At 66.8% G+C, this 21,307-nt stretch carries 20 protein-coding genes; 1 reads left to right on the top strand and 19 read right to left on the bottom strand.

Features of this window, described 5'->3' with window-relative positions; genetic code table 11:
- Positions 1-6: 6 nt before the first annotated feature.
- The 13 genes from IEX33_RS09305 to pyrR all read right to left on the bottom strand — a co-directional run bounded on the left by IEX33_RS09305 (position 7) and on the right by pyrR (position 15,190).
- Positions 7-2,115: a primosomal protein N' gene (locus IEX33_RS09305; protein WP_229675306.1), complete on the bottom strand. Its 2,109-nt coding sequence runs from the start codon at positions 2,113-2,115 to the stop codon at positions 7-9.
- A gap of 181 nt (positions 2,116-2,296) precedes the next feature.
- On the bottom strand, positions 2,297-3,532 hold the full coding sequence (gene metK / locus IEX33_RS09300; RefSeq protein ID WP_188729575.1) for a methionine adenosyltransferase: 1,236 nt from the start codon (positions 3,530-3,532) through the stop codon (positions 2,297-2,299).
- Positions 3,533-3,618: 86 nt separating this feature from the next.
- Positions 3,619-4,860, bottom strand: coding sequence for a bifunctional phosphopantothenoylcysteine decarboxylase/phosphopantothenate--cysteine ligase CoaBC (gene coaBC, locus IEX33_RS09295; RefSeq protein ID WP_188729573.1), 1,242 nt, complete (start codon positions 4,858-4,860; stop codon positions 3,619-3,621).
- A 38-nt stretch (positions 4,861-4,898) separates the two neighbouring features.
- Positions 4,899-5,159: a DNA-directed RNA polymerase subunit omega gene (gene rpoZ, locus IEX33_RS09290; protein WP_003800778.1), complete on the bottom strand. Its 261-nt coding sequence runs from the start codon at positions 5,157-5,159 to the stop codon at positions 4,899-4,901.
- 15 nt (positions 5,160-5,174) lie between these two features.
- A complete protein-coding gene (gene gmk / locus IEX33_RS09285) occupies positions 5,175-5,771 on the bottom strand; it encodes a guanylate kinase (RefSeq protein ID WP_104185918.1) in 597 nt (198 codons plus the stop codon).
- Positions 5,772-5,815: 44 nt separating this feature from the next.
- Positions 5,816-6,133, bottom strand: a complete 318-nt coding sequence (mihF, locus tag IEX33_RS09280) for an integration host factor, actinobacterial type (protein ID WP_174174766.1) — start codon at positions 6,131-6,133, stop codon at positions 5,816-5,818.
- A 110-nt stretch (positions 6,134-6,243) separates the two neighbouring features.
- Positions 6,244-7,116 (bottom strand): orotidine-5'-phosphate decarboxylase, encoded by an 873-nt coding sequence (gene pyrF, locus IEX33_RS09275; protein ID WP_188729572.1) that lies wholly within the window; start codon positions 7,114-7,116, stop codon positions 6,244-6,246.
- Positions 7,109-10,423 (bottom strand): carbamoyl-phosphate synthase large subunit, encoded by a 3,315-nt coding sequence (carB, locus tag IEX33_RS09270; protein ID WP_188729569.1) that lies wholly within the window; start codon positions 10,421-10,423, stop codon positions 7,109-7,111. The genes pyrF and carB overlap by 8 nt, the downstream gene beginning before the upstream one ends.
- Positions 10,423-11,709: a glutamine-hydrolyzing carbamoyl-phosphate synthase small subunit gene (carA, locus tag IEX33_RS09265; RefSeq protein ID WP_188729567.1), complete on the bottom strand. Its 1,287-nt coding sequence runs from the start codon at positions 11,707-11,709 to the stop codon at positions 10,423-10,425. Before carA ends, carB begins: the two co-directional genes overlap by 1 nt.
- A 4-nt stretch (positions 11,710-11,713) precedes the next feature.
- Complete coding sequence (locus tag IEX33_RS09260) at positions 11,714-12,232, bottom strand: PH-like domain-containing protein (protein ID WP_188729566.1); 519 nt, start codon at positions 12,230-12,232, stop codon at positions 11,714-11,716.
- Positions 12,232-13,581: a dihydroorotase gene (locus IEX33_RS09255; RefSeq protein WP_188729564.1), complete on the bottom strand. Its 1,350-nt coding sequence runs from the start codon at positions 13,579-13,581 to the stop codon at positions 12,232-12,234. Before IEX33_RS09255 ends, IEX33_RS09260 begins: the two co-directional genes overlap by 1 nt.
- Positions 13,581-14,606: an aspartate carbamoyltransferase catalytic subunit gene (locus IEX33_RS09250; protein WP_188729561.1), complete on the bottom strand. Its 1,026-nt coding sequence runs from the start codon at positions 14,604-14,606 to the stop codon at positions 13,581-13,583. Before IEX33_RS09250 ends, IEX33_RS09255 begins: the two co-directional genes overlap by 1 nt.
- Positions 14,603-15,190, bottom strand: coding sequence for a bifunctional pyr operon transcriptional regulator/uracil phosphoribosyltransferase PyrR (pyrR, locus tag IEX33_RS09245; protein ID WP_104185926.1), 588 nt, complete (start codon positions 15,188-15,190; stop codon positions 14,603-14,605). Before pyrR ends, IEX33_RS09250 begins: the two co-directional genes overlap by 4 nt.
- A gap of 177 nt (positions 15,191-15,367) precedes the next feature.
- On the opposite strand from pyrR, the gene IEX33_RS09240 reads away from it, so the two are divergent.
- Positions 15,368-16,645: a PrsW family intramembrane metalloprotease gene (locus IEX33_RS09240; protein WP_188729560.1), complete on the top strand. Its 1,278-nt coding sequence runs from the start codon at positions 15,368-15,370 to the stop codon at positions 16,643-16,645.
- A 100-nt stretch (positions 16,646-16,745) separates the two neighbouring features.
- Here IEX33_RS09240 and nusB read toward each other — a convergent pair whose 3' ends face one another.
- From nusB to aroC, 6 genes are all read right to left on the bottom strand, one after another.
- Positions 16,746-17,156, bottom strand: a complete 411-nt coding sequence (gene nusB, locus IEX33_RS09235) for a transcription antitermination factor NusB (protein ID WP_066276198.1) — start codon at positions 17,154-17,156, stop codon at positions 16,746-16,748.
- Entirely contained in the window at positions 17,156-17,719 is a 564-nt protein-coding gene (gene efp / locus IEX33_RS09230) for an elongation factor P (RefSeq protein WP_066276200.1), read from the bottom strand. The genes nusB and efp overlap by 1 nt, the downstream gene beginning before the upstream one ends.
- Before the next feature lie 190 nt (positions 17,720-17,909).
- Positions 17,910-18,428 carry a tetratricopeptide repeat protein gene (locus IEX33_RS09225; protein WP_104185928.1) on the bottom strand — a complete coding sequence of 173 codons (519 nt, stop codon included), beginning with the start codon at positions 18,426-18,428 and terminating at the stop codon, positions 17,910-17,912.
- Complete coding sequence (gene aroB, locus IEX33_RS09220; protein ID WP_104185929.1) at positions 18,428-19,519, bottom strand: 3-dehydroquinate synthase; 1,092 nt, start codon at positions 19,517-19,519, stop codon at positions 18,428-18,430. The genes IEX33_RS09225 and aroB overlap by 1 nt, the downstream gene beginning before the upstream one ends.
- Entirely contained in the window at positions 19,516-20,082 is a 567-nt protein-coding gene (locus IEX33_RS09215) for a shikimate kinase (RefSeq protein ID WP_188729558.1), read from the bottom strand. The genes aroB and IEX33_RS09215 overlap by 4 nt, the downstream gene beginning before the upstream one ends.
- The gene (gene aroC, locus IEX33_RS09210) at positions 20,083-21,282 is read right to left on the bottom strand and encodes a chorismate synthase (protein ID WP_104185931.1); all 1,200 of its coding nucleotides are present in this window, start codon (positions 21,280-21,282) and stop codon (positions 20,083-20,085) included.
- Between the last annotated feature and the right edge of the window lie 25 nt (positions 21,283-21,307).

Below are 21,307 nucleotides of genomic sequence, written 5' to 3'. Positions count from 1 at the left end.
CCGCCCCTAAAGGACGTCGACGCCGTCCAGCCGGAGCTGGAAGGGTTCGCTGGAGCGTTTCGCGGCGACCGCGGCCCTGGTGACCCTCAGGACGCGGGTGACGGCCGCAGCCTGTCCATAGGGGAAGAAGAGCAGGGTGCGCACATCTTCCGCTGAACGGCGGGTCGACGGCGGACCGCTGAGCACCACGGGTGCGGGTCCGGCGGTCCGCAAGGTGATCCCCCCGGAGGCAAGTTCCGCTGCCACGGCACCGGTGTAATGTTCGACGGCGGCGCGCGGCCCGGTGACGGAGGCGATGCGGACCGCGGGCGGAAGCTGCAGTTCCATCCGCAGGGAAAGTTCCCGCTCCGCATAACCGGCGGGATCCCAGCGGAGCAGTGCACCCACGGCAGCCGTATCCGCGGCCGTGACCACCACCAGGCCGCCGTCCGCGGCTGGACGCACCAGCGCGGCCGCGTTGAACCACCGCCGCACGGTATCCTCGCCGGCGCGCAGTGTCTCCCGACGCAGGAGTGAATCACCGTCCAGGAGCAGTGCAGCTGCGTATCCCCCGTCGGCCACCGGTTCGGCACCCACCGTGGCCACCACCAGCGCCTTGCCCGGACCCACCGCAGCCTTTACCTGGTCTCCCGAGGAAGTAACGACGGTCTTCCCGGGAAAGGCGCGGCCGAGTTCCTCAGCTGTCCTGATGACTCCGGTAGCACCCTTGCGCAGGCGCCTGCCGCCGCAGTGCACGCAGTGCCAGTCCGGCGCCGGGGTGGAGCACCAGCGGCATTGGGGCATGGCGGACGTGCCGCTGGCGCCTGCCACGGCCAGCGGTCCCTGGCAACTGCCGCAGCGCGCCGGCTCGCGGCACATCTCACAGGCCAGCGACGGCGCGTAACCGGCGCGGGCCACCTGGACCAGGACCGGTCCGCGCTCCAGGCCTTCCTTGGCGGCCCGCCACGCGGCGCCGGGCAGGCGGGCAATCCTGGCCAGCGGATCCCGCTCCTGCTCAAAGCTGTCAGCAGTATTGACGATGCGGGGAACAGTCCTCCGGACGTCACGGCGGCCCGCTTCTACCGCACGTGCCCACCCCGCCCCTACCAGCCGCTGGGCTTCCGTGCTGCGGGAGTGGCCGGCAAGGAGGCAGGCGGCGTCCTCCTGTTCGGCCCGCAGGAGCAGCACCTCGCGTGCGTGCGCGTAAGGGGCGCGTTGCTCGATGTGGAGGTCGTCGCCGTCGTCCCAGCAGGCCACCAGGCCGAGGTCCCGGACCGGGGCAAAAGCTGCCGACCTGGTGCCGATGGCAACCCGGGCAGTCCCCGCCAGGAGCCGGAGGAAATTCCGGTAGCGCGGGGTGGGACCGTCGTCTGCGGTCAGCCGGGCAACTGCGTCTTCGGGCAGCAGGCCGTGGAGCGCCTCTTCAAGGCGGTCAAGGTCGCGGTAATCGGGCACCACCACCACCGCGCCGCGCCCTGAAGCGTACGCAGCAGCCACCGCTTCCGCCAGCAACTGGGGCCATCCACCCGGACCAAATCCCTGCAGCGGGTTCAGCACTGCCCTGGGCGAACCGCCACCGGCCAAGTGCTGCAGGAAGGCCTGGCCGTTATGGTAGGCGGCCCAGGCACCCGGCAGGGCGTCCTGCGCGGGGAGCGCCTGCAGGGCCGTGGCCTCGCGCGGTTCTGCCTGGTCCGGGACTGCCTGCCCCTCCGGCTCCGCTGACGCCAACTCCTTTTCCAGCCTGGCCACCCTGGGCGGAACGGCGACGCGGAGGACATCGCTGACCGCCCCGGCGTAGCGTGCGGCGACGGAGGAAACCAGCTCCCGGACGGCAGGCGTCAGCACGGACACCGGGGACACAACCTTCGCCAACGGCACCAGGGTGTGTCCGGCGTCGGATTCCGCCACGCGTTCCATCAGGAACCCGTTGAGGTCCTGGCCGTTGAACTTGACCTTGACCCTGACGCCCGGCCTGGCGGCATGGTCGAGGATGTCCGGAACCCCATAATCGAAGAGCCGGTCCAGGTGCGGCAGGGAGGATTCCACCAGCACCCTGGCCACGGGCAGGTGCCTGGCCAGCTGCGGCCCGGCGGGCCGGGTGGTGGCCGGAAAGCCCTGCAGCAGGGACGGCTGCACGGCATCGGGGAGGTCCAGGGACGCCTGGACAGGCCTGTCAGCAGCGATGGCAGTAACCTCCCTTCGGCTCCCGGATGGACAAGTTCAGCCAATCACAGGGCACTGACATGTTGCCGGAGGCACAATACAGGCAAAGACACAGGCAAAGGTTCAGGCCGGAAGCGGGCTTGCAGCCCCGGGCCTAGGCGTTGAAGAACGCCTTCAGGTCATCTACGCGGTCCAGGCGCTCCCAGGTGAAGTCCGGCTCATCGCGGCCAAAGTGGCCGTGGGCGGCGGTCTTGGCGTAGATGGGCCGTTTCAGGTCCAGTGCGTCGATGATGGCGCGGGGGCGCAGGTCGAAAATCTCCGCGATGGCGGCGCTGATGCGGGCAGGATCAACCGTCTCCGTGCCGAATGTTTCCACGTAGGTGCCCACCGGACGGGCCTGGCCGATGGCGTAGGCGATCTGGATTTCTGCGCGCTTGGCCAGCCCTGCGGCCACCACATTCTTGGCAACCCAGCGCATGGCGTACGCGGCGGAGCGGTCCACCTTGGACGGGTCCTTGCCCGAGAAGGCCCCGCCGCCGTGCCGAGCCATGCCGCCGTAGGTGTCAACGATGATCTTGCGACCGGTCAGGCCGGCGTCGCCCACGGGACCGCCGATGACGAACTCGCCGGCGGGGTTGAGGATGTTGCGCACGCGGGAAAGGTCGAGGTTGGCCCCTGCAAGCACCGGCTTGATGACGACGGCAGCGAGGTCCGCGCGGAGCTGGTCCAGGCTTGCGCCTTCGGCGTGCTGGCTGCTGATGACCACGGTTTCCACGGAGACCGGGACATCCTTGTCGTAGCCGACCGTCACCTGGGTCTTGCCGTCGGGGCGGAGGTAGTCAAGTTCCCCCGATTTGCGGACTTCGGTGAGCCGCTCGGACAGACGGTGCGCAAGCCAGATGGGCACCGGCATGTAGGAGGGAGTTTCGTCGCTGGCGTAGCCGAACATCAGGCCCTGGTCGCCGGCGCCCTGGAGATCGTAGTCGTCCTCCTGCCGCCCTTCGCGGGCTTCCAGCGAGTTGAACACGCCGCCGGCGATGTCGTTGGACTGCTGGCCGATGGACACGGACACGCCACAGCGGGCGCCATCGAAACCGTTGGCCGAGGAATCGTAGCCGATGCCCAGGATGGTCTCGCGCACGATCTGGGGAATCTCGACGTAGGCATCAGTGGTGACCTCGCCTGCAACGTGGACCAGGCCTGTGGTGGCCATGGTTTCCACCGCTACCCGCGATTCCGGGTCCGCAGCCAGCAGCGCATCCAGGATGGCGTCACTGATCTGGTCGCAGATCTTGTCCGGATGGCCCTCGGTAACCGACTCGGAAGTGAAGAGCCGAAGCGCGTTGGGCGTGGCCCCGGACGTGTGGGGAAGGTGCAGCGGTAAAGTCACTCAACTACCTTACTGGTTGGAATACGGACACCCGCCAGGAGACATCAGGAGATGTCTTCGTGCTAAGCAGACGTGGCCTGAAACACTCAGGAGCGTGGCGAAACGGAATTCAGTTCGCCGGAGATCCGGCTGATGATGGCTGCCGAGACGTCCGTTTTGGTCCCGGACGCCTCCTGTGGTTCGGAGCCGGAGCGGGCCAGGATGACCACCGAATTGGTGTCCTGCCCGAAGACCTTGTCCGTTCCCACGTGGTTGACCACAAGGAGGTCGCAGCCCTTGCGCTGCAGCTTCGCCCGGGCATGCGCCAGGACGTCACCGTCGCTGTCCCCGGTCTCGGCCGCGAATCCGACAATCAGCTGCTGCCGCCTGCCCGGGGCAGCGCCGTTCCGGAGTTCCACAAGTTCGTGCAGGATGTCCGGGTTGCGGACCAGCGTGATGACGGGATCGTCCCGGTCGTCGCGCTTCTTGATCTTGGTGTCGGAGACGGCCGCGGGACGGAAATCGGCCACCGCCGCAGACATGATGACGACGTCGGAGTCAGCCGCCGCAGCAAGGGCAGCTTCCCGCAGCTGCAGGGCCGTTTCTACCGGCACAACCTCGACGCCGGCCGGCGGGGGAACGTCCATGTGGGCTGCCAGCAGGCGGACGGTCGCGCCGGCGTTCCGGGCTGCGACTGCCAAGGCGACTCCCTGCTTCCCGGAGGACCTGTTGCCCAGGAAGCGGACCGGATCCAGGGGTTCGCGGGTTCCGCCGGCGCTGATGGTGACGGTGCGTCCGGCCAGCTGCAGCTGGAAATCCGACTGCCCCTGCACCAGGGCCATGGCGGCGTCAAAGATGGCTTCCGGTTCGGGGAGCCTGCCCGGCCCGGAATCGGCGCCCGTAAGCCTGCCGCTGGCGGGTTCGAGGACGGCCGCACCACGGCTGCGCAGGGTTTCGACGTTGGCCCGGGTTGCCGCGTGCTGCCACATTTCAGTGTGCATGGCGGGGGCGAACAGGACAGGGCCGCGGGCCATCAGCAGGGTATTCGTCAGCAGGTCCCCGGCCTGTCCGGTAGCTGCCTTGGCCAGGAGGTCAGCGGTGGCCGGGGCGATGACGATCAGGTCAGCCTCGTGGCCCAGCCGGACGTGGTTGACCTGGTGGACGTCATCGAAGACGCTGTTGCTGACCGGATTTCCGGACAGCGCTTCCCACGTGGCAGTGCCAACGAACCGGGTGGACGCCTCGGTGGGGATCACCGTGACGTTGTGGCCGGCTTCAGTAAAAAGCCGGAGGAGCGATGCCACCTTGTAGGCGGCAATCCCTCCCCCGACTCCGAGGACTATGCGCACGTGACCTCCGTCAACAGCAAGTCAGTTCGGCGGCAGTTTTACTCTGCAGCTTCGATCGGCGTGGAAACCAGCTTGCCTTCGTTGATCTCGCGCAGGGCGATCGACAGCGACTTCTCGTTCAGCTTGGTATCAACCAGCGGGCCGACGTATTCGAAAAGGCCCTCGTGCAGCTGGGCGTAGTAAGCGTTGATCTGACGAGCACGCTTGGCACCGAAAATCACCAGGCCGTACTTGGAATCGGCTGCCTCGAGCAGCGAATCGATCGGCGGGTTGATGATGCCTTCAAGGTTCGTGGACACGAATTCTCCAAAGTTCTAGCGGGCTGACGGTTCCGGCGCTCCATGCGGGTGCGGGGTCAGCCCCATGAGTGAAACAAGCTCGTCCGCTGCCCGGCGAACGTCGTCATTGATGACGGTGTAGTCGAACTCCGGTTCAGCAGCAAGTTCCAGTTTAGCGGTTTCCAGCCGGCGCTGCTGTTCCTCCGGGGTTTCCGTGCCGCGGCCCACCAGCCGGCGGACCATTTCGTCCCAGCTGGGCGGGGCCAGGAAGACAAACTGCGCATCCGGAACGGCGGCTTTCACCTGCCGGGCACCCTGCAGGTCGATTTCCAGGAGCACGGACCGGCCCTCGGCGATGGCCTGGTCCACGGTGCTTTTCAGCGTCCCGTACGTGTTCTGCCCATGGACCACGGCCCATTCCAGGAGCTCGCCGTCAGCGACAAGCTGCTCGAACTCCTCCTTGGACTTGAAGAAGTAGTGGACGCCGTCCTGTTCGCCGGGACGGGGTGCGCGGGTGGTGGCGGACACGGACAGCCACACCTCGGGATAGTTGTCGCGGATGTAAGTGGACACGGTGCCCTTGCCAACAGCCGTCGGACCAGCGAGGACTGTCAGTCCAGGTTTCTTGCTCACGTATTCCTTTGCCGGGGTTTGGGGTGGGCGGGCTTCGGCCCGCCCTAACTCTCGTCTATAAAATCTACCAGCGCGCGGCGCTGGTGGATGCCCAGGCCGCGGACCCTGCGGGACGCCGCTATCCCCAGCTGGTCCATGATGGCCGCGGCCCGCACCTTGCCGATGCCGGGAAGGGCCTCAAGGAGTTCGGAGACCCTCATGCGTGCCAGGGCCTCGTCCTGCAGCGCGGAGCTGATGATGTCCGCGGCAGACCTCTCGCCGTTCTTGAGGCTTTCCTTGGCCGCCGCACGGGTGGCCCTGGCTGCTGCTGCCTTGTTCAGGGCCTCAGCCCGTTCCGATGCGGATAACGGCCGCAGGACCATGGTGCACACCCCCGGATTCGGTGGACGGGTCCAGGGGCGACCGCCCTTGGACCTGTCCTGAAACTACCCTTTGGTGCTGCCCGAATCAATGCATCCGCTGAAACGGACCACTATTCGCCGCGGAGTCCATCCAGGGTCCGTTGCGCCGCGTCCCGCAGGCCGCGCTGCTCCGGCCCGGCGGACAGGATGTCCCTGCTCGAGGTGCCGAGGACCTGCGGGTAGGCGGCGCCGAACGTGGCGCGGAGGTCGGCAGGCGTGGCCCCCTGCGCTCCAAGGCCCGGGGCCAGGAGCGGTCCGCGCACGGCGGCCAGGTCAAGGTCCAGTTCGGACAGGGCCGACCCCACGGTTGCACCCACCACCAGGCCTACGGAGCCGAGGCTCCCCTGGTAGCGGCGGTTCTCCGCCGCAGCCGACTGCGTGATCCTGCGGGCAACGGAGTCCGCTCCCCCGACGTGCTGGACGGAAGCGCCCTCGGGGTTGGACGTGAGCGCGAGGACGAAGACGCCACGGCCGGTCCGGGCTGCCAGGTCCAGCGCGGGGCGCAGTGACTCGAAGCCAAGGTAGGGACTGAGCGTTACCGAGTCCGCCGCGAGGGGTGAATCGTCCCGGAGCCAGGCGTCGGCATAGGCCGCCATGGTGGAGCCGATGTCACCGCGCTTGGCGTCGGCGATGGTGAGGACCTTCTCGTCGCGGGCTTCGGCAAGAAGCTCTTCAAGGACGGCCATCCCGGCGGAGCCATGGCGTTCGTACAGCGCCACCTGGGGCTTGATGGCGGCAGCGAGGGAACCTACGGCCTCCAAAACTGTCAGCGAAAAGCGCCTCAGCCCGGCGGCGTCGTCGTCCAGCCCCCAGTTCTTCAGCAAGGCAGGGTGCGGGTCGATGCCCACGCACAGGGGGCCTCGGGCAGCCATGGCGGCCCCCAGCCGGGAGCCGAAAGACTCCCGGCCGGGTGCTTCAGCGGACGGCACAGCCTGCTCAGGCATGCTGCAGGGCCGCCTTCTGGGATTCAGCCAGGGATGCGGCGTGCTCCTGCAGGCTGGTGACGGACCATTCGTAGGTCCGCATCGCCTCGATGGCCTGCACGGCGGCGTTGAACTCGGCCACCGTGGTGATGCAGGGAATGCCGATGGAGGTGGCCGCTGCCCGCAGTTCGTAGCCGTCGCTGCGGGCCTCCCCGCCGGACGGGGTGTTGAAGACCATGTCGATTTCGCCGGCGATGACGAGGTCTGCGATGGTGCCTTCGCCCTCGGCGCTGCTGCCTTCTGCCACTTTGCGGACAGGGGTGGCCTGGATGCCGTTGCGGCGCAGGACGTCCGCGGTGCCGCCGGTGGACACAATTTCGAAGCCCAGGTCGGAGAGCCGCTTGACGCCCATGATCACGGAGCGCTTGTCGCGGTTGGCCACGGAGACAAAGATCTTGCCCTCGGTGGGCAGCGCGTTGTTCGCGGCTGCCTGGCTCTTGGCGAACGCGGTGTCGAAGTGCTTGTCGATTCCCATGACCTCGCCGGTGGAGCGCATTTCCGGGCCGAGCAGGGAGTCAACCACCTTGCCCTCCAGGGTGCGGAAGCGGCTGAACGGCAGGACGGCCTCCTTGACGGACACCGGCGCATCCAGCGGAAGCGTGGACCCGTCGCCCACCTCGGGCAGCATCTTGTAGGCGCTGCGGAGCTGTCCGATGGTCACGCCGGTGCCGATCAGGGCAGCCGCTTTGGCCATCTGCACACCGGTCGCCTTGGAGACGAACGGCACGGTGCGGGACGCGCGGGGGTTTGCCTCCAGGACGTACAGGACGTCGGAGGCCAGGGCGAACTGGATGTTGATAAGACCGCGGACGCCCACGCCTTCGGCAATGGCGCGCGTCGCCGTCCGTACCCGCTCCAGCACGTTGGTGCCCAGGGTGATGGGCGGCAGGACGCAGGCGGAGTCGCCGGAGTGGATGCCGGCTTCCTCGATGTGCTCCATGATGCCGCCCAGGTACATGTCGGTGCCGTCGAAGAGGGCGTCCACGTCGATTTCGACGGCGTCCTCCAGGAAGCGGTCGATCAGCACCGGGTGGTCCGGGGTGATCTCCGTGGCGTTGGCGATGTAGCGGGACAGGTTGGGCTCGTCGTAGACGATCTCCATGCCGCGGCCGCCCAGCACGTAGGACGGGCGGACCAGGACCGGATAACCGATTTCATCGGCAATCTTCTTGGCGTCCTCGAAGGACACGGCGGTGCCGTTCTTCGGGGAGATCAGGCCCGCCTTGTCCAGGACGCGGGAGAACGCGCCGCGGTGCTCGGCGAGGTCGATGGCCTCCGGGGACGTTCCGAGGATGGGGACACCGGCATCCGCCAGCTGCTGGGCCAGCTTCAGCGGGGTCTGGCCGCCGAGCTGGACGAAGACGCCCATCACGCCGCCGGTGCGTTCCTCCGCCGCGATGACCTCCAGCACGTCCTCGAGCGTCAGGGGCTCGAAGTAGAGGCGGGTGGAGATGTCGTAGTCGGTGGAGACGGTCTCCGGGTTGCAGTTGACCATCACCGTCTCGTACCCGGCCTTGCGCAGCGCCATGGAGGCGTGGACGCAGGAGTAGTCGAACTCGATGCCCTGGCCGATCCGGTTGGGGCCGGAACCGAGGATCAGGATGGACGGCTTGGAGTGCAGCGCAACCTCGTCTTCCTCGTCGTACGCCGAGTAGTGGTACGGCGTGTAGGCGGCGAATTCCGCCGCGCAGGTGTCCACGGTTTTGTAGACCGGACGGATGCCCAGGGCCTGGCGGACACCGCGGACCACGGCTTCGGAGTTGTGCGTGAGGGCACCGATCTGCTCGTCGGAGAAGCCGTGGCGCTTGGCGCGCTTCAGCATGTCAGCCGTCAGCGCACCGGCCTGGCGGATTTCGCGGGAGATCTCATTGAGCAACTGGAGCTGGTCAAGGAACCAGGGATCGATCTTGGTGGCCTCGAAGAGGTCCTCCACGCTGGCGCCGCCCAGGAGTGCGCGCTGGACCTGGTGCAGGCGTTCGGTGGTGGGACGCTTCGCCTTCTCGATGAGGTCCGGCACCTCCCATTCGGGGACGGAGCTGAAGTCCAGCTGCGAGCCCTTCTGCTCCAGGGAGCGCAGGGCCTTCTGCAGGGCTTCGGTGAAGTTGCGGCCCATGGCCATGGCCTCACCCACCGACTTCATGGTGGTGGTCAGCGTGTTGTCAGCAGCCGGGAACTTCTCGAACGCGAACCGCGGAACCTTGACCACAACGTAGTCCAGGGTGGGTTCGAAGGACGCCGGGGTCTTCTGCGTGATGTCGTTGGGGATCTCGTCCAGCGTGTAGCCCAGGGAGAGCTTGGTGGCGATCTTGGCGATGGCAAAGCCGGTGGCCTTGGACGCCAGCGCCGAGGAACGGGAGACGCGGGGGTTCATTTCGATGACCACCACGCGGCCGGTGGCGGGGTCGATGGCGAACTGGATGTTGCAGCCGCCGGTGTCCACGCCCACTTCACGGATGACGGCGATGGAGATGTCGCGCAGGCGCTGGTATTCGCGGTCGGTGAGGGTGAGGGCCGGTGCCACCGTGATGGAGTCGCCGGTGTGGACGCCGACGGGATCGAAGTTCTCGATGGAGCAGACCACCACGACGTTGTCGTTCTTGTCCCGCATCATCTCGAGTTCGTACTCCTTCCAGCCGAGGATGCTCTCTTCGAGCAGCACCTCGCTGGTGGGGCTGTACTGCAGGCCCTGGCCCACGATGCGGCGGAGGTCGTCCTCGTTGTACGCGAGGCCGGAGCCCAGGCCGCCCATGGTGAAGGAGGGCCGGACCACCATGGGGTAACCGAGGTCCTCGGCGGCTTTCAATGCCTCGTCCATGGTGTGGATGATGTGGCTGCGGGCGGACTCGGCGCCGCAGCGCTCCACCACGCCCTTGAACTTTTCGCGGTCCTCCCCGAGCTCAATGGCGGCGATGTTGGCCCCGATGAGTTCCACGTTGTACTTCTCGAGCACACCGTTCTTATCCAGGGCGATGGCGGTGTTCAGCGCGGTCTGTCCGCCCAGGGTAGGCAGGACGGCGTCCGGGCGTTCCTTGGCGATGATCTTCTCCACCACCTCGGGGGTGATGGGTTCGATGTAGGTGGCGTCGGCGAACTCGGGGTCGGTCATGATGGTGGCCGGGTTGGAGTTGACCAGGATGACCCGCAGGCCTTCCTCTTTGAGGACGCGCAGCGCCTGGGTCCCGGAGTAGTCGAACTCGGCGGCCTGGCCGATAACGATCGGGCCGGAACCAATGACGAGGACGCTCTTGAGATCTGTACGTTTCGGCATTACTTCTTGTCCTCAGTCTTGTTGTCGGAATTATTCGGCGTTGCCGCGCCGGCGGGGTGCGCGGCGTCCACGGGCTCCTTGGACAGGTTCGCGGTCCTGCCGTCCCGGGTGCCCTCCATCAGCTCGATGAAGCGGTCGAACAGGTAGGCGGCGTCGTGCGGGCCGGCCGCGGCCTCGGGGTGGTACTGCACGGAGAAAGCGGGGATGTCCAGGCAGGCGAGCCCTTCCACGACGTCGTCGTTCAGGCTGACGTGGCTGACCTCCACGCGACCGTACCGTTCCTCCGGAGCCTGCGTGGCGCCGTCGAGCGGTGCGTCCACGGCAAAGCCGTGGTTCTGGGAGGTGATCTCCACCTTGCCGGTGCGGCGGTCCATGACGGGCTGGTTGATGCCGCGGTGGCCGTAGCGGAGCTTGTAGGTGCCGAAGCCCAGTGCGCGGCCCAGGATCTGGTTGCCGAAGCAGATGCCGAAGTAGGGCAGCTTCTCGTCCAGGACGGAGCGGAGCAGCTTGACCTGGGCGTCTGCCGTGGCGGGGTCGCCGGGGCCGTTGGACATAAAGAAGCCATCGGGGTTGACGGCCTTCACGTCCTCCAGCGTGGCGGTGGCGGGCAGCACGTGGACGCGAACGCCGCGCTCGGCGAAGCGGACCGGAGTCATGGCCTTGATGCCAAGGTCGATCGCCGCGATGGTGAACCGGGGGTCGCCTTCCCAGCCGTGGTCCTTCGGCTCCACCACGTAGGCCTCGTCAACGCTGACTTCCTCGGCCAGCCGGGAGCCCTCCATGGGGGCGCTGGCCAGGACGGCGTCGACCAGTTCCTTGTCCGTGGCCTGGGCGGCCTCCCCGGAGAAGATGCCGGCGCGCATGGTCTTGTGCTCGCGCAGGTGCCGGGTGATCGCCCGGGTATCCACGCCCTGGATCCCGACGATTCCCTGCTCCACCAGTTCGTCGTCCAGTGAGCGCTCGGAGCGCCAGTTGGAGGGTCGGCGGGCAGCGTCGCGGACAATGTATCCCGCGACCCAGATGCGGCGGGACTCGGCGTCCTCGCTGTTCACGCCGGTGTTGCCGATGTGGGGTGCCGTCTGGACCACGAGCTGGCGCGCGTACGAGGGGTCCGTGATGGTTTCCTGGTAGCCGGTCATGCCGGTGGCGAAGACTGCTTCTCCGAGGGCGGTTCCGGTGGCGCCGTAGCTGCTTCCGCGGAAAATGCGGCCGTCCTCGAGCACCAACGCAGCCGGAGCTGCCACTGGAGCGGAAACTGGGGCGTTTACTGCTGTGTTTGTTGTCACTGTCTTACTTTCCACTGTTGGCGTCAGCCGCCGGGGCTGAAGAAATCAATTCCTGAAGTGTTTCGAAGAGCCGGTCCTTGTCCGCCGCACGGCGGGTGCGGAAGCCGGAGTCCAGTTCGTGGCTGCCATGTACCCAGGACAGGACCAGGAGTCCGTCCTTTTCCACGAATTTACCTGCCATGCCGCTGTCCTGCCGGACGCCGGCGAGTGATGCGGCCGGGATGTAGAGGGCGGGAGCGCCGGACCGGTCGAAAAGGACGCCGTGCGGATACACCTCGAGGGTTGAGGTGGTCCTGATCCCCAGGCCGTGCACCGCGATCCGGTCCAGCCAGTCGCCGGCGGTGGTGGTGGCCACGTACTGCCCTTCCGCACCGGCGATCGGCTCGCCAGGTTCGGCGGGCACGGCAGGCAGCTGGTCGACGTCGGACTGGCGGCGGAGCCTGCTGCGCCAGCCGATGGCGAGGAGGACAAACACGACGGCGATGATCGCCAGCATCGCCAGTCCCGGAAGGATTTTCTCCATCAGGCAACGCCTGCGGTTGCGTCGGCGTAGGGGTACGGCGTGTTGAGTTCACCGTCGAGGACAGTGGGGTGCCCCTTGAAGAAGGTGGCCACCACCCTGCCGGGCAGTTCCCTTCCCTTGAACGGCGAATTCCGGCCCATGGTGGCCATGCTGAACGGATCGACAGTCCAGCGGGCAGCCGGATCCACCAGGATGACGTTCGCGGGCTCCCCCGCCTCCAGCGGCCGGCCCTGGTCAGCCAGCCGGCCGATCTTCGCCGCAGCGGTGGAGGTGACGCGGGCGAAGTCCGCCCACGTCATGAGGCCGGTTTCGATCATGGTGTGCTGGACCACGGAGAGGGCGGTTTCCAGCCCCGTCATACCCATGGCCGCCTGCGCCCACTCGCATTCCTTGTGCTCGCTGGGGTGCGGGGCGTGGTCGGTACCCACGACGTCGATGGTGCCGTCCGCCAGGCCGGCGCGCAGCGCCCGGACGTCCGCGTCGGTGCGCAGCGGCGGGTTGACCTTGAAGACGGGGTCGTAGCTGCGGACCAGGTCATCGGTCAGCAGCAGGTGGTGCGGCGTCACCTCAGCCGTGACGTTGATCCCCCGCTCCTTGGCCCAGCGGATGATTTCCACGGAGCCGGCGGTGGAGACGTGGCAGACGTGCAGCCGGGAACCAACGTGCTGCGCCAGCAGGACGTCGCGGGCAATGATGCTTTCCTCCGCCACGGCGGGCCAGCCTGCGAGGCCGAGTACAGCGGACACCTCGCCCTCGTTCATCTGGGCGCCGGCAGTAAGGCGCGGCTCCTGCGCGTGCTGGGCCACCACGCCGTCGAACGCCTTGACGTATTCCAGCGCACGGCGCATCAGCACGGGATCGTGGACGCAGATGCCGTCGTCGGAGAACATCCGGACGCGTGCGCGGGAATCGGCCATGGCCCCGAGTTCGGCCAGCTGCTCGCCCGCCAGGCCCACGGTGACCGCACCGACCGGCCGCACGTCCACCCAGCCGGCTGCCCGGCCGAGGGTGTAGACCTGCTCCACAACGCCCGCAGTGTCTGCCACGGGCGTGCTGTTGGCCATGGCATGCACGGCGGTGTAGCCGCCCAGGGCCGCTGCGCGGGTACCCGTCTCCACGGTTTCGGCGTCCTCGCGCCCGGGCTCGCGGAGGTGCGTGTGCACGTCCACCATGCCGGGCAGCGCCACCAGGCCGGTAGCGTCGATGACGGTGACGTCGTTGGCCCTGCCTTCCGTATTGAGGCCGCTTCCGGTTTCGGCGATGACGCCGTCGCGGATCAGCAGGTCCGCCGGTTCGCCGCCCAGGATCGAGGCGCCGCGGATCAGGTAGGTTCCGGTGTTGGCTGCCATCAGTTGCTCTCCTTGGTGGAATGGGTGCCGGCGTAGGCCAGGGCTGGGGTGGCGGCTGGTTCCCGGGTGTCTCCCGAAAGCAGCAGGTAGAGGGCGGCCATCCGCACCGAGACGCCGTTGCGGACCTGGGCCAGCACGGTGGATCGGGGTGAGTCTGCGGCAGCCGCGGAAATCTCCAGGCCACGGTTCATGGGGCCCGGGTGCATGATGATGGTGTCCTTCATGCCCAGCGTGTCCAGGGCTTTCAGGCGGTTGTCATCGAATCCCCACCGCCGGGAGTACTCACGGGTGCTGGGGAAGAAGGATGCGTTCATGCGTTCGCCCTGGACCCGCAGCATCATCACGGCGTCGACGCCCTGCTCGAGCGTTTCGTCCATGTTGTAGCTGACCTTGCAGGGCCACTTTTCGACGCCGATGGGCAGCAGCGTGGGCGGGGCCACCAGGGTCACCTCCGCCCCGAGCGTACGGAGCAGCCAGACGTTGGAACGGGCAACCCTGGAGTGCAGGACGTCCCCGGCGATGGCAACCCGCATGCCCTTGAGGTCCGCACCTTCGGAACCGGTACCGGCCAGGCGCGCCCAGTGCCTGCGCATGGTGAACGCATCCAGCAGGGCCTGGGTGGGGTGTTCGTGCGTGCCGTCGCCGGCGTTGATCACGGCAGCGTCAATCCAGTCCGTGGCTGCGAGGCGGTGCGGTGCGCCGGAGGCCCAGTGACGGATGACGACGGCGTCCGCTCCCATGGCGGACAGCGTTTGGGCGGTGTCCTTCAGGGACTCACCCTTGGACACCGAGGAGCCTTTGGCCGCGAAGTTGATGACATCCGCACTGAGCCGCTTGGCGGCGGCTTCGAAGGAGATCCGGGTGCGGGTGGAGTCCTCGAAGAAGAGGTTCACCACGGTGCGGCCGCGGAGCGCCGGGAGCTTCTTGACCTCGCGGTCGCCTACCGCTGCCATCTCCTCGGCGGTGTCCAGGATACGGATCGCATTGGCGAGGCTGAGGTTCTCGGTGGAGAGCAGGTGCTTCATGAACGGCCCTCGATAACTACCTCGTTGACCGGCGTGCCGCCGGGGGCTGTGTCGGTCTCAGCCAGCCGGACCCGGACCTTTTCTGCCGACGATGTGGGCAGGTTCTTGCCCACGTGGTCGGCCCGGATGGGGAGTTCGCGGTGGCCGCGGTCGATCAGCACAGCGAGCCGGACGATGCGCGGACGGCCGAGGTCGACGAGCGCGTCAAGGGCGGCGCGGATGGTGCGGCCGGAGTACAGGACGTCGTCAATGAGGACAACCACCTTGTTGTCGATGCCCGTCCGGGGCAGCTTGGTGGGGTACGGCGGCCTTGTCCCCTGGTGGGAGAGGTCATCACGGAACATCGTGACATCCAGCTGGCCAACGATGGCGGCGGCGTCAACGCTGCTGTCCGCGGCGGCGATTTTTTCGGCGAGGCGCAATGCCAGCGGGTATCCGCGGCGCGGGATGCCCAGCAGGACGAGGTCCTGCGAACCCTTATTTGCTTCAAGGATCTCATGGGCGATACGAGTGAGGGCCCGGTCAATGTCCGCCTGGCTGAGGACAACCCTGGCTGGAACCGGTGCGCTGGTGACAGAAGTCAACGCTCGTCTCCCCTTTCCCCGCCTCACAGGACGGAATTAAAAAAGGATCATGTGCGTTTCAAAATTACCACACGGGTTTCCGGGTGCCCGTGCCGGGAGGACGCGGTACTGATCACACTGCAGCGGCCCGGCGCCGCTGTCCTTGGAGGCGCAGCGGCCCGCACCTAGGCTGTCGTTATGCCGACGAATCCGCGACACCCTGCCTCCGGGCCGCCCGACGATCCCAGGCTGCGGGGAACTGCGCCGCTCCCGGGCGAAGCCAACCCGAGCTGGATGGGGCATGTGGAGCCGGGGAACTACCGTCCGGCGCCGGGACACGTGGGCAGGCCCGTGGACACGGTAGTGCCGCCGCAGGTCCAGGGAGCCGTGATGAAGGCCGGCCGGTCGCGCAGCGGCCTGGTGGGGTTGACGGTTGGTGGGAGCACCCTTGCCTTCCTCAGCCTGTTCCTGGTGGTCCCGTTCCTGCTGTCCAACACCGGGCCGGCCGGGTTCCTGGTGGGATTCCTCGCGTCCCTGGTTCCGCTGTCAGTGGTTCTCCTGGCCGTGCACATCATCGACAAGTGGGAACCTGAACCGAAGCGGCTGCTCTTCTTCGCGTTTACCTGGGGCGCTGCGGTATCCATTGCAGTAACCCTGCTGATCCAGCCGTTCTTTGTCCTGGCGTTCCAGTTTTCCGACGGGGCCGACCTCCAGGCCTACATGGCCACGGTGCAGGCCCCCATCGTGGAGGAGTTCGCAAAGTCACTGGGGCTGCTGATACTCCTCCTCATGGCAAGGAAGCACTTTGACGGACCGGTGGATGGCGTGGTGTTTGCGTTCACCATTGCAGGGGGTTTCGCTTTCACGGAGAACATCCTGTACGTCGGCCGTGCTGTTGCGGAGTCCGCGGATCCCGCCGGCGACTTTGCCCAGGTCTTCTTCCTCCGCGGCGTCATGTCGCCTTTTGCGCACGCCATCTTCACCGGCACCACGGGCCTGGTGATGGGGTTCGCGGCCCGGCGCTGGCATGCGGGTGCCTCGGTGGCAGCCTTCTTCGTGGGGCTGCTGCCGGCCATGTTCCTGCACAACCGCTGGAACAGCATGGGGCAGGGCTTCCTGGCGGAGTACCTCATGGTCCAGGTGCCCATCTTTTTCCTCGCCATTGGCGGCATCATCCTGTTGCGGGTGGCGGAGAAACGCCTGACCCGGCAGCGCCTGCTGGAGTACTCAGCCGCCGGCTGGTTCACGCCGGCCGAGGTGGAGCTGATGGCCACCCTGGGCGGCCGGCGCACTGCCCTGAACTGGGCTGGGAACTACGGCAGGAAACGGCAGATGAGGGAATTCCTGAAAGCCGCCACCCGGCTGGCCAACACCCGCCAGCGCATCCTGAGCGGCCGCGACGTCCAGCTGCACCAGGCTGAGGAGCGGCAGCAGCTGCAGCGCATCCTGGCCCTGCGGGCCGCCGTCGCACACTGAACAGGCCGAAAGCCCCGGCATGCGGGCCTTAACGGCAGAAGGACCGGCCTCCACATCCGTGGCGGCCGGTCCTTCTGGTGTTGCTGTAGGTTGGTGATGCTCAGGCGAGCAGCGACGGCTTCAGCTGCTGCAGGCGGCCCAGCAGGCCGTTGATGAACTGCGGTGATTCGTCAGTGGACAGGGTCTTCGCCAGTGCCACAGCTTCGCTGACCGCGACGCCGTCAGGGACGTCGTCGTTGTACAGGAGCTCCCACGTGCCGATGCGCAGGATAATGCGGTCCACGGAGGGCATCCGCTCCAGGCTCCAGCCCTGGGAGTACGTTTCCAGGAACTCGTCGATGGCTGCCTGGTGGGAGACAACGCCCTCAACGATTTCGATGGTGTATGGGTTTACCACCTGGTCAGTCTTTTCGCGCCGCGAACGGATCACGTCAAAAGCCGAAACCGATCGCTGCTCGGCTTCGAAAAGAACATCCAGTGCCCTGTTGCGGGCTTTACCGCGGGCGCTCACTACTCGGTGACCCGGCCCAGGTAGCTGCCATCGCGGGTGTCCACCTTGACCTTGGTGTTGTTCTCGATGAACAGCGGCACCTGGATCTCGTAGCCCGTTTCCAGGGTTGCGGGCTTGGTGCCGGCGGAGGAGCGGTCGCCCTGCAGGCCCGGCTCGGTGTAGGTGATTTCGAGGACAACGCTTGGGGGCAGTTCGATGTAGAGCGGATTGCCCTCGTGGATGGCGATGTTGACCATCTGGTTTTCGAGCATGAAGTTGGTGGCGTCGCCCACGGTAGCGCCGGAGACCGTGATCTGGTCGTAGTCGGAGGTGTCCATGAACACGAAGTCCGCACCGTCCTGGTACAGGTACTGGTAGTCGCGGCGGTCCACGGTGGCGGTCTCGATCTTGAGCCCGGCGTTGAACGTCTTGTCCACGACCTTGCCGGACATCACGTTGCGCATCTTGGTGCGGACGAACGCACCGCCCTTGCCAGGCTTGACGTGCTGGAATTCGATGATGTTCCAGAGCTGGCCCTCAAGCTTAAGGACCGTTCCGTTCTTGATGTCGTTAGTGGTTGCCACTGTTTCCTCTGGTTTCTCTGTCTGGTCGCGTTGTCAGACGTTGTATGCCGGGCAGACAGGCCAAACGGACTGCCAGCGCGTGTTTGTCAAAAATCGGGGAGTTAAAAATTCAAGAACCATTCTACCGGTAAATTCCGGGCACCCTTCGGCCCAGCCCCCTAGCCGCACTCCGGCCGGGCCGCAGGCAGCGTCAGCAGGCGAGCTCCAGCACGTCCCGCGCACGCTGCAGCGCCACTGTGGACGAGTAGATTTGGGCAGCATCAGCGGACTGTGCAACCCGGAGGTCCAGTGCGCGAGCAAAGGATTCGACTGCTGCGGACATCTGCCCGGCGCTGTATTGGGTCTTGCCCAGGAACTGCCACACGAGGGCCTCGCGCGGTGTTCCCTGAACCTCGGCCAGGAGCTGGCGGAACAGCTCGACAGCCCGGTCCAGCCGGTTGGAGACGCGAAGGACTTCAGCTTCGAAGGCACGCAGCCGGAAGGATTCGGGGTCCTTGAAACGTGCTTCGGCGAGCAGTTCGGCGGCCTCGGACGCGTGTCCTTCCACCAGGAGCACGAAGATGTGGTCAGCGGGATCCGTGGATACCGCCAGCGCCTCGCGGCAGGAGTCCTGGTTCACGATTTCCGGCAGCAGCGATTCGGGGTTGATCCGAATCCCCGGGAAACCCGCATCCGGCCAGTCAGCTGTTCCTCCCATGTCGCCCTGCATCAGGAAGCAATCTCCTGGTAGGCCGCAAACAGCAGCGAGGTGTCCGGGACATCGAGGATCCCCGGTTTGGCCACGCCGTCCAGGACGACGAACCGCAGCAGGTCCCCGCGGGACTTCTTGTCCCGGCGCATCCCGTCCAGCAGACCCTGCCAGCGGTCCCGCCGGTATGTCACCGGCAGCCCCAGGCTCTCAAGGATGCTCCGGTGACGGTCGGCGTCGGCATCGCTGAGGCGCCCCACACTGCGGGCAAGTTCGGCGGCGAACATCATGCCCACCGAAACGGCCGCACCGTGGCGCCAGGAGTACCGCTCAACCAGTTCGATGGCGTGGCCCAGGGTGTGCCCGTAGTTCAGGATTTCCCGCAGCCCGGATTCCTTCAGGTCCTCCGAAACCACCTTGGCCTTGACGGCGATGGCACGTTCGATCAGTTCCCGCAGGACGTCGGACTGGGGATCCGCCACCGCCGCAGGGTCCTTTTCCACGAGGTCGAGGATGGCGGGATCAGCGATGAAACCGCACTTGATGACTTCCGCCATGCCAGAGATCATCTCGTTTCGCGGCAGCGTTTCCAGGGTGTCCAGGTCAGCCAGCACCGCGGCCGGAGGGTGGAAGGCGCCCACAAGGTTCTTGCCCTCGGCGGTGTTGATTCCGGTCTTCCCGCCCACGGACGCGTCCACCATGCCGAGCAGGCTGGTGGGCATGTGGATGACCTTGACGCCGCGCAGCCAGGTGGCGGCGACGAAGCCGGCGAGGTCTGTTACCGCGCCTCCCCCGACGGCCACAATGGCGTCGGAGCGGGTGAAGTCGTTCTGCCCAAGGACCTGCCAGCAGAAGGCGGCCACCTGGATGTGCTTGCCTTCTTCGGCGTCCGGAATCTCCGCGGTCAGGGAGGTGAATCCGGCTGCTGCGAGTTCGTCCCGGACCGTGTCACCGGTCAGCCGCAGCGCACGTGGGTGGATGACGAGCACGCGGCGGACGCGTTCCCCCAGCAATCCGGGAAGGTCACCGAGCAGCCCCCGGCCGACGACGACGTCGTAGTTCTCAGCGGCGGAACCGCCGGTGACGCTGATGACTGTTGATTCGGTGCTCACTTTTCAACTTCCTGTTTGGCAGCTGCGTAATCGCGCAGTGCTGCTTCGAGCCGGCCGCCCAGCTCGGAAACCGAGCCGTGGCGCACGTCCAGGGTGATGTCGGCAAGCCGCTCATAGACCGGCCTGCGGGTGGCGAACATGGCCGTCCAGCGGCCCATTGCGTCCCCGGCCAGCAGCGGGCGCCCGGAGTTGCGGGCAATGCGTCCGGCAACCGTTTGTGCGTCGCATTCGAGGTATACAACGGTGCAGCGGCTAATGAGCTGCTGCGTTCCGGAGTCCAGCACCGCACCTCCGCCCAGGGAGATGACGGTGACGGTATCGTCAGCCGCTTCGACGACGGCGGCCACGGTCCGTGCTTCGATCTCACGGAACGCGTGCTCGCCACGGCCGGCAAAAATGTCCGCAATGGATCCGTGCCCTGCAACGATAACAGCGTCCGTGTCCACAAAGGGAACTCCGAGCTGGAGCGCCAGTTGCTGCCCTATAGCCGATTTTCCGACCGCCATCGGCCCGATCAGGACGATGGGACGCCCTGCGGGTCCGGTTTTGCTGCGATGGGGCACTTACTGGCCGATCGAGTCCAGGGACGCCGGAATGTTGTCCAGGTAACCCTTGATGTTGCGTGCGGTTTCGGCCACCGAGTCACCGCCGAACTTCTCGGTGACGGCCTCGGCCAGCACCAGGGCCACCATGGCTTCGGCCACTACGCCGGCAGCGGGGACAGCACACACGTCCGAACGCTGGTGGTGCGCCTTGGCGGGCTCACCCGTGCTGACGTCGATGGTCTTCAAGGCGCGCGGGACGGTGGCGATGGGCTTCATGGCGGCGCGGACACGAAGGACGTCGCCGATGCTCATGCCGCCTTCGATGCCGCCGGCACGGTTGCTGGTCCGGACGATCCGGCCGTCGGCGTCCCTGACGATTTCGTCGTGGGCGGCGGAGCCGCGGCGCGACGCGGTCAGGAATCCGTCGCCGACTTCCACGCCCTTGATGGCCTGGATTCCCATCAGGGCCGCGGCAAGGCGGGAATCCAGCCGCCGGTCCCAGTGGACGTAGCTGCCCAGTCCCGGCGGGAGCCCGTAGGCAAGGACCTCCACCACGCCGCCCAGGGTTTCGCCTTCCTTGTGCGCCGCATCAACCTCCGCCACCATGGCGTCCGAGGTTTCCCGGTCGAAGCAGCGCAGGGGGTCGGCATCAAGCGCAAGGACGTCGGACGGCACGGGCAGCGGACGCCCTTCGGGAACCGTGACGCTGGCGATGCTGACGGTGTGGCTGACCAACTCGATGCCGAGGTGCTTGAGGAACTGCGCAGCCACGGTGCCCATGGCCACCCGTGTTGCTGTTTCGCGTGCGCTGGCGCGCTCCAGGACGGGGCGGGCCTCGTCAAAGCCGTACTTCTGCATGCCGGTGAAGTCGGCGTGGCCGGGCCGGGGACGGGTCAACGGCGCGTTCCGGGCCTGGTCAGCAAGAATTTCCGGATCCACGGGGTCGGCAGACATGATCTGCTCCCACTTGGGCCATTCGGTGTTTCCCACCTGGATGGCCACGGGTCCGCCCTGCGTGAGGCCGTGGCGGACGCCGCCCAGAATGGTCACAACGTCCTGTTCGAACTTCATGCGTGCTCCGCGTCCGTAGCCGAGGCGGCGGCGGGCCAGCGAGTCTGCGATATGCCCGCTGGTGATTTCCACACCGGCGGGGACGCCTTCAATAATTCCCATCAGAGCCGGACCATGGGATTCACCGGCAGTCAACCAACGCAACATAATTTCCATCCTGCCACGTATGGCG

It is taken from the genome of Pseudarthrobacter scleromae (assembly GCF_014644515.1).
Taxonomy (GTDB): Bacteria; Actinomycetota; Actinomycetes; order Actinomycetales; family Micrococcaceae; genus Arthrobacter; species Arthrobacter scleromae.
The sequence above is the reverse complement of the archived record's forward strand: the minus strand, read 5'-3'. Positions and strand labels throughout refer to the sequence as shown.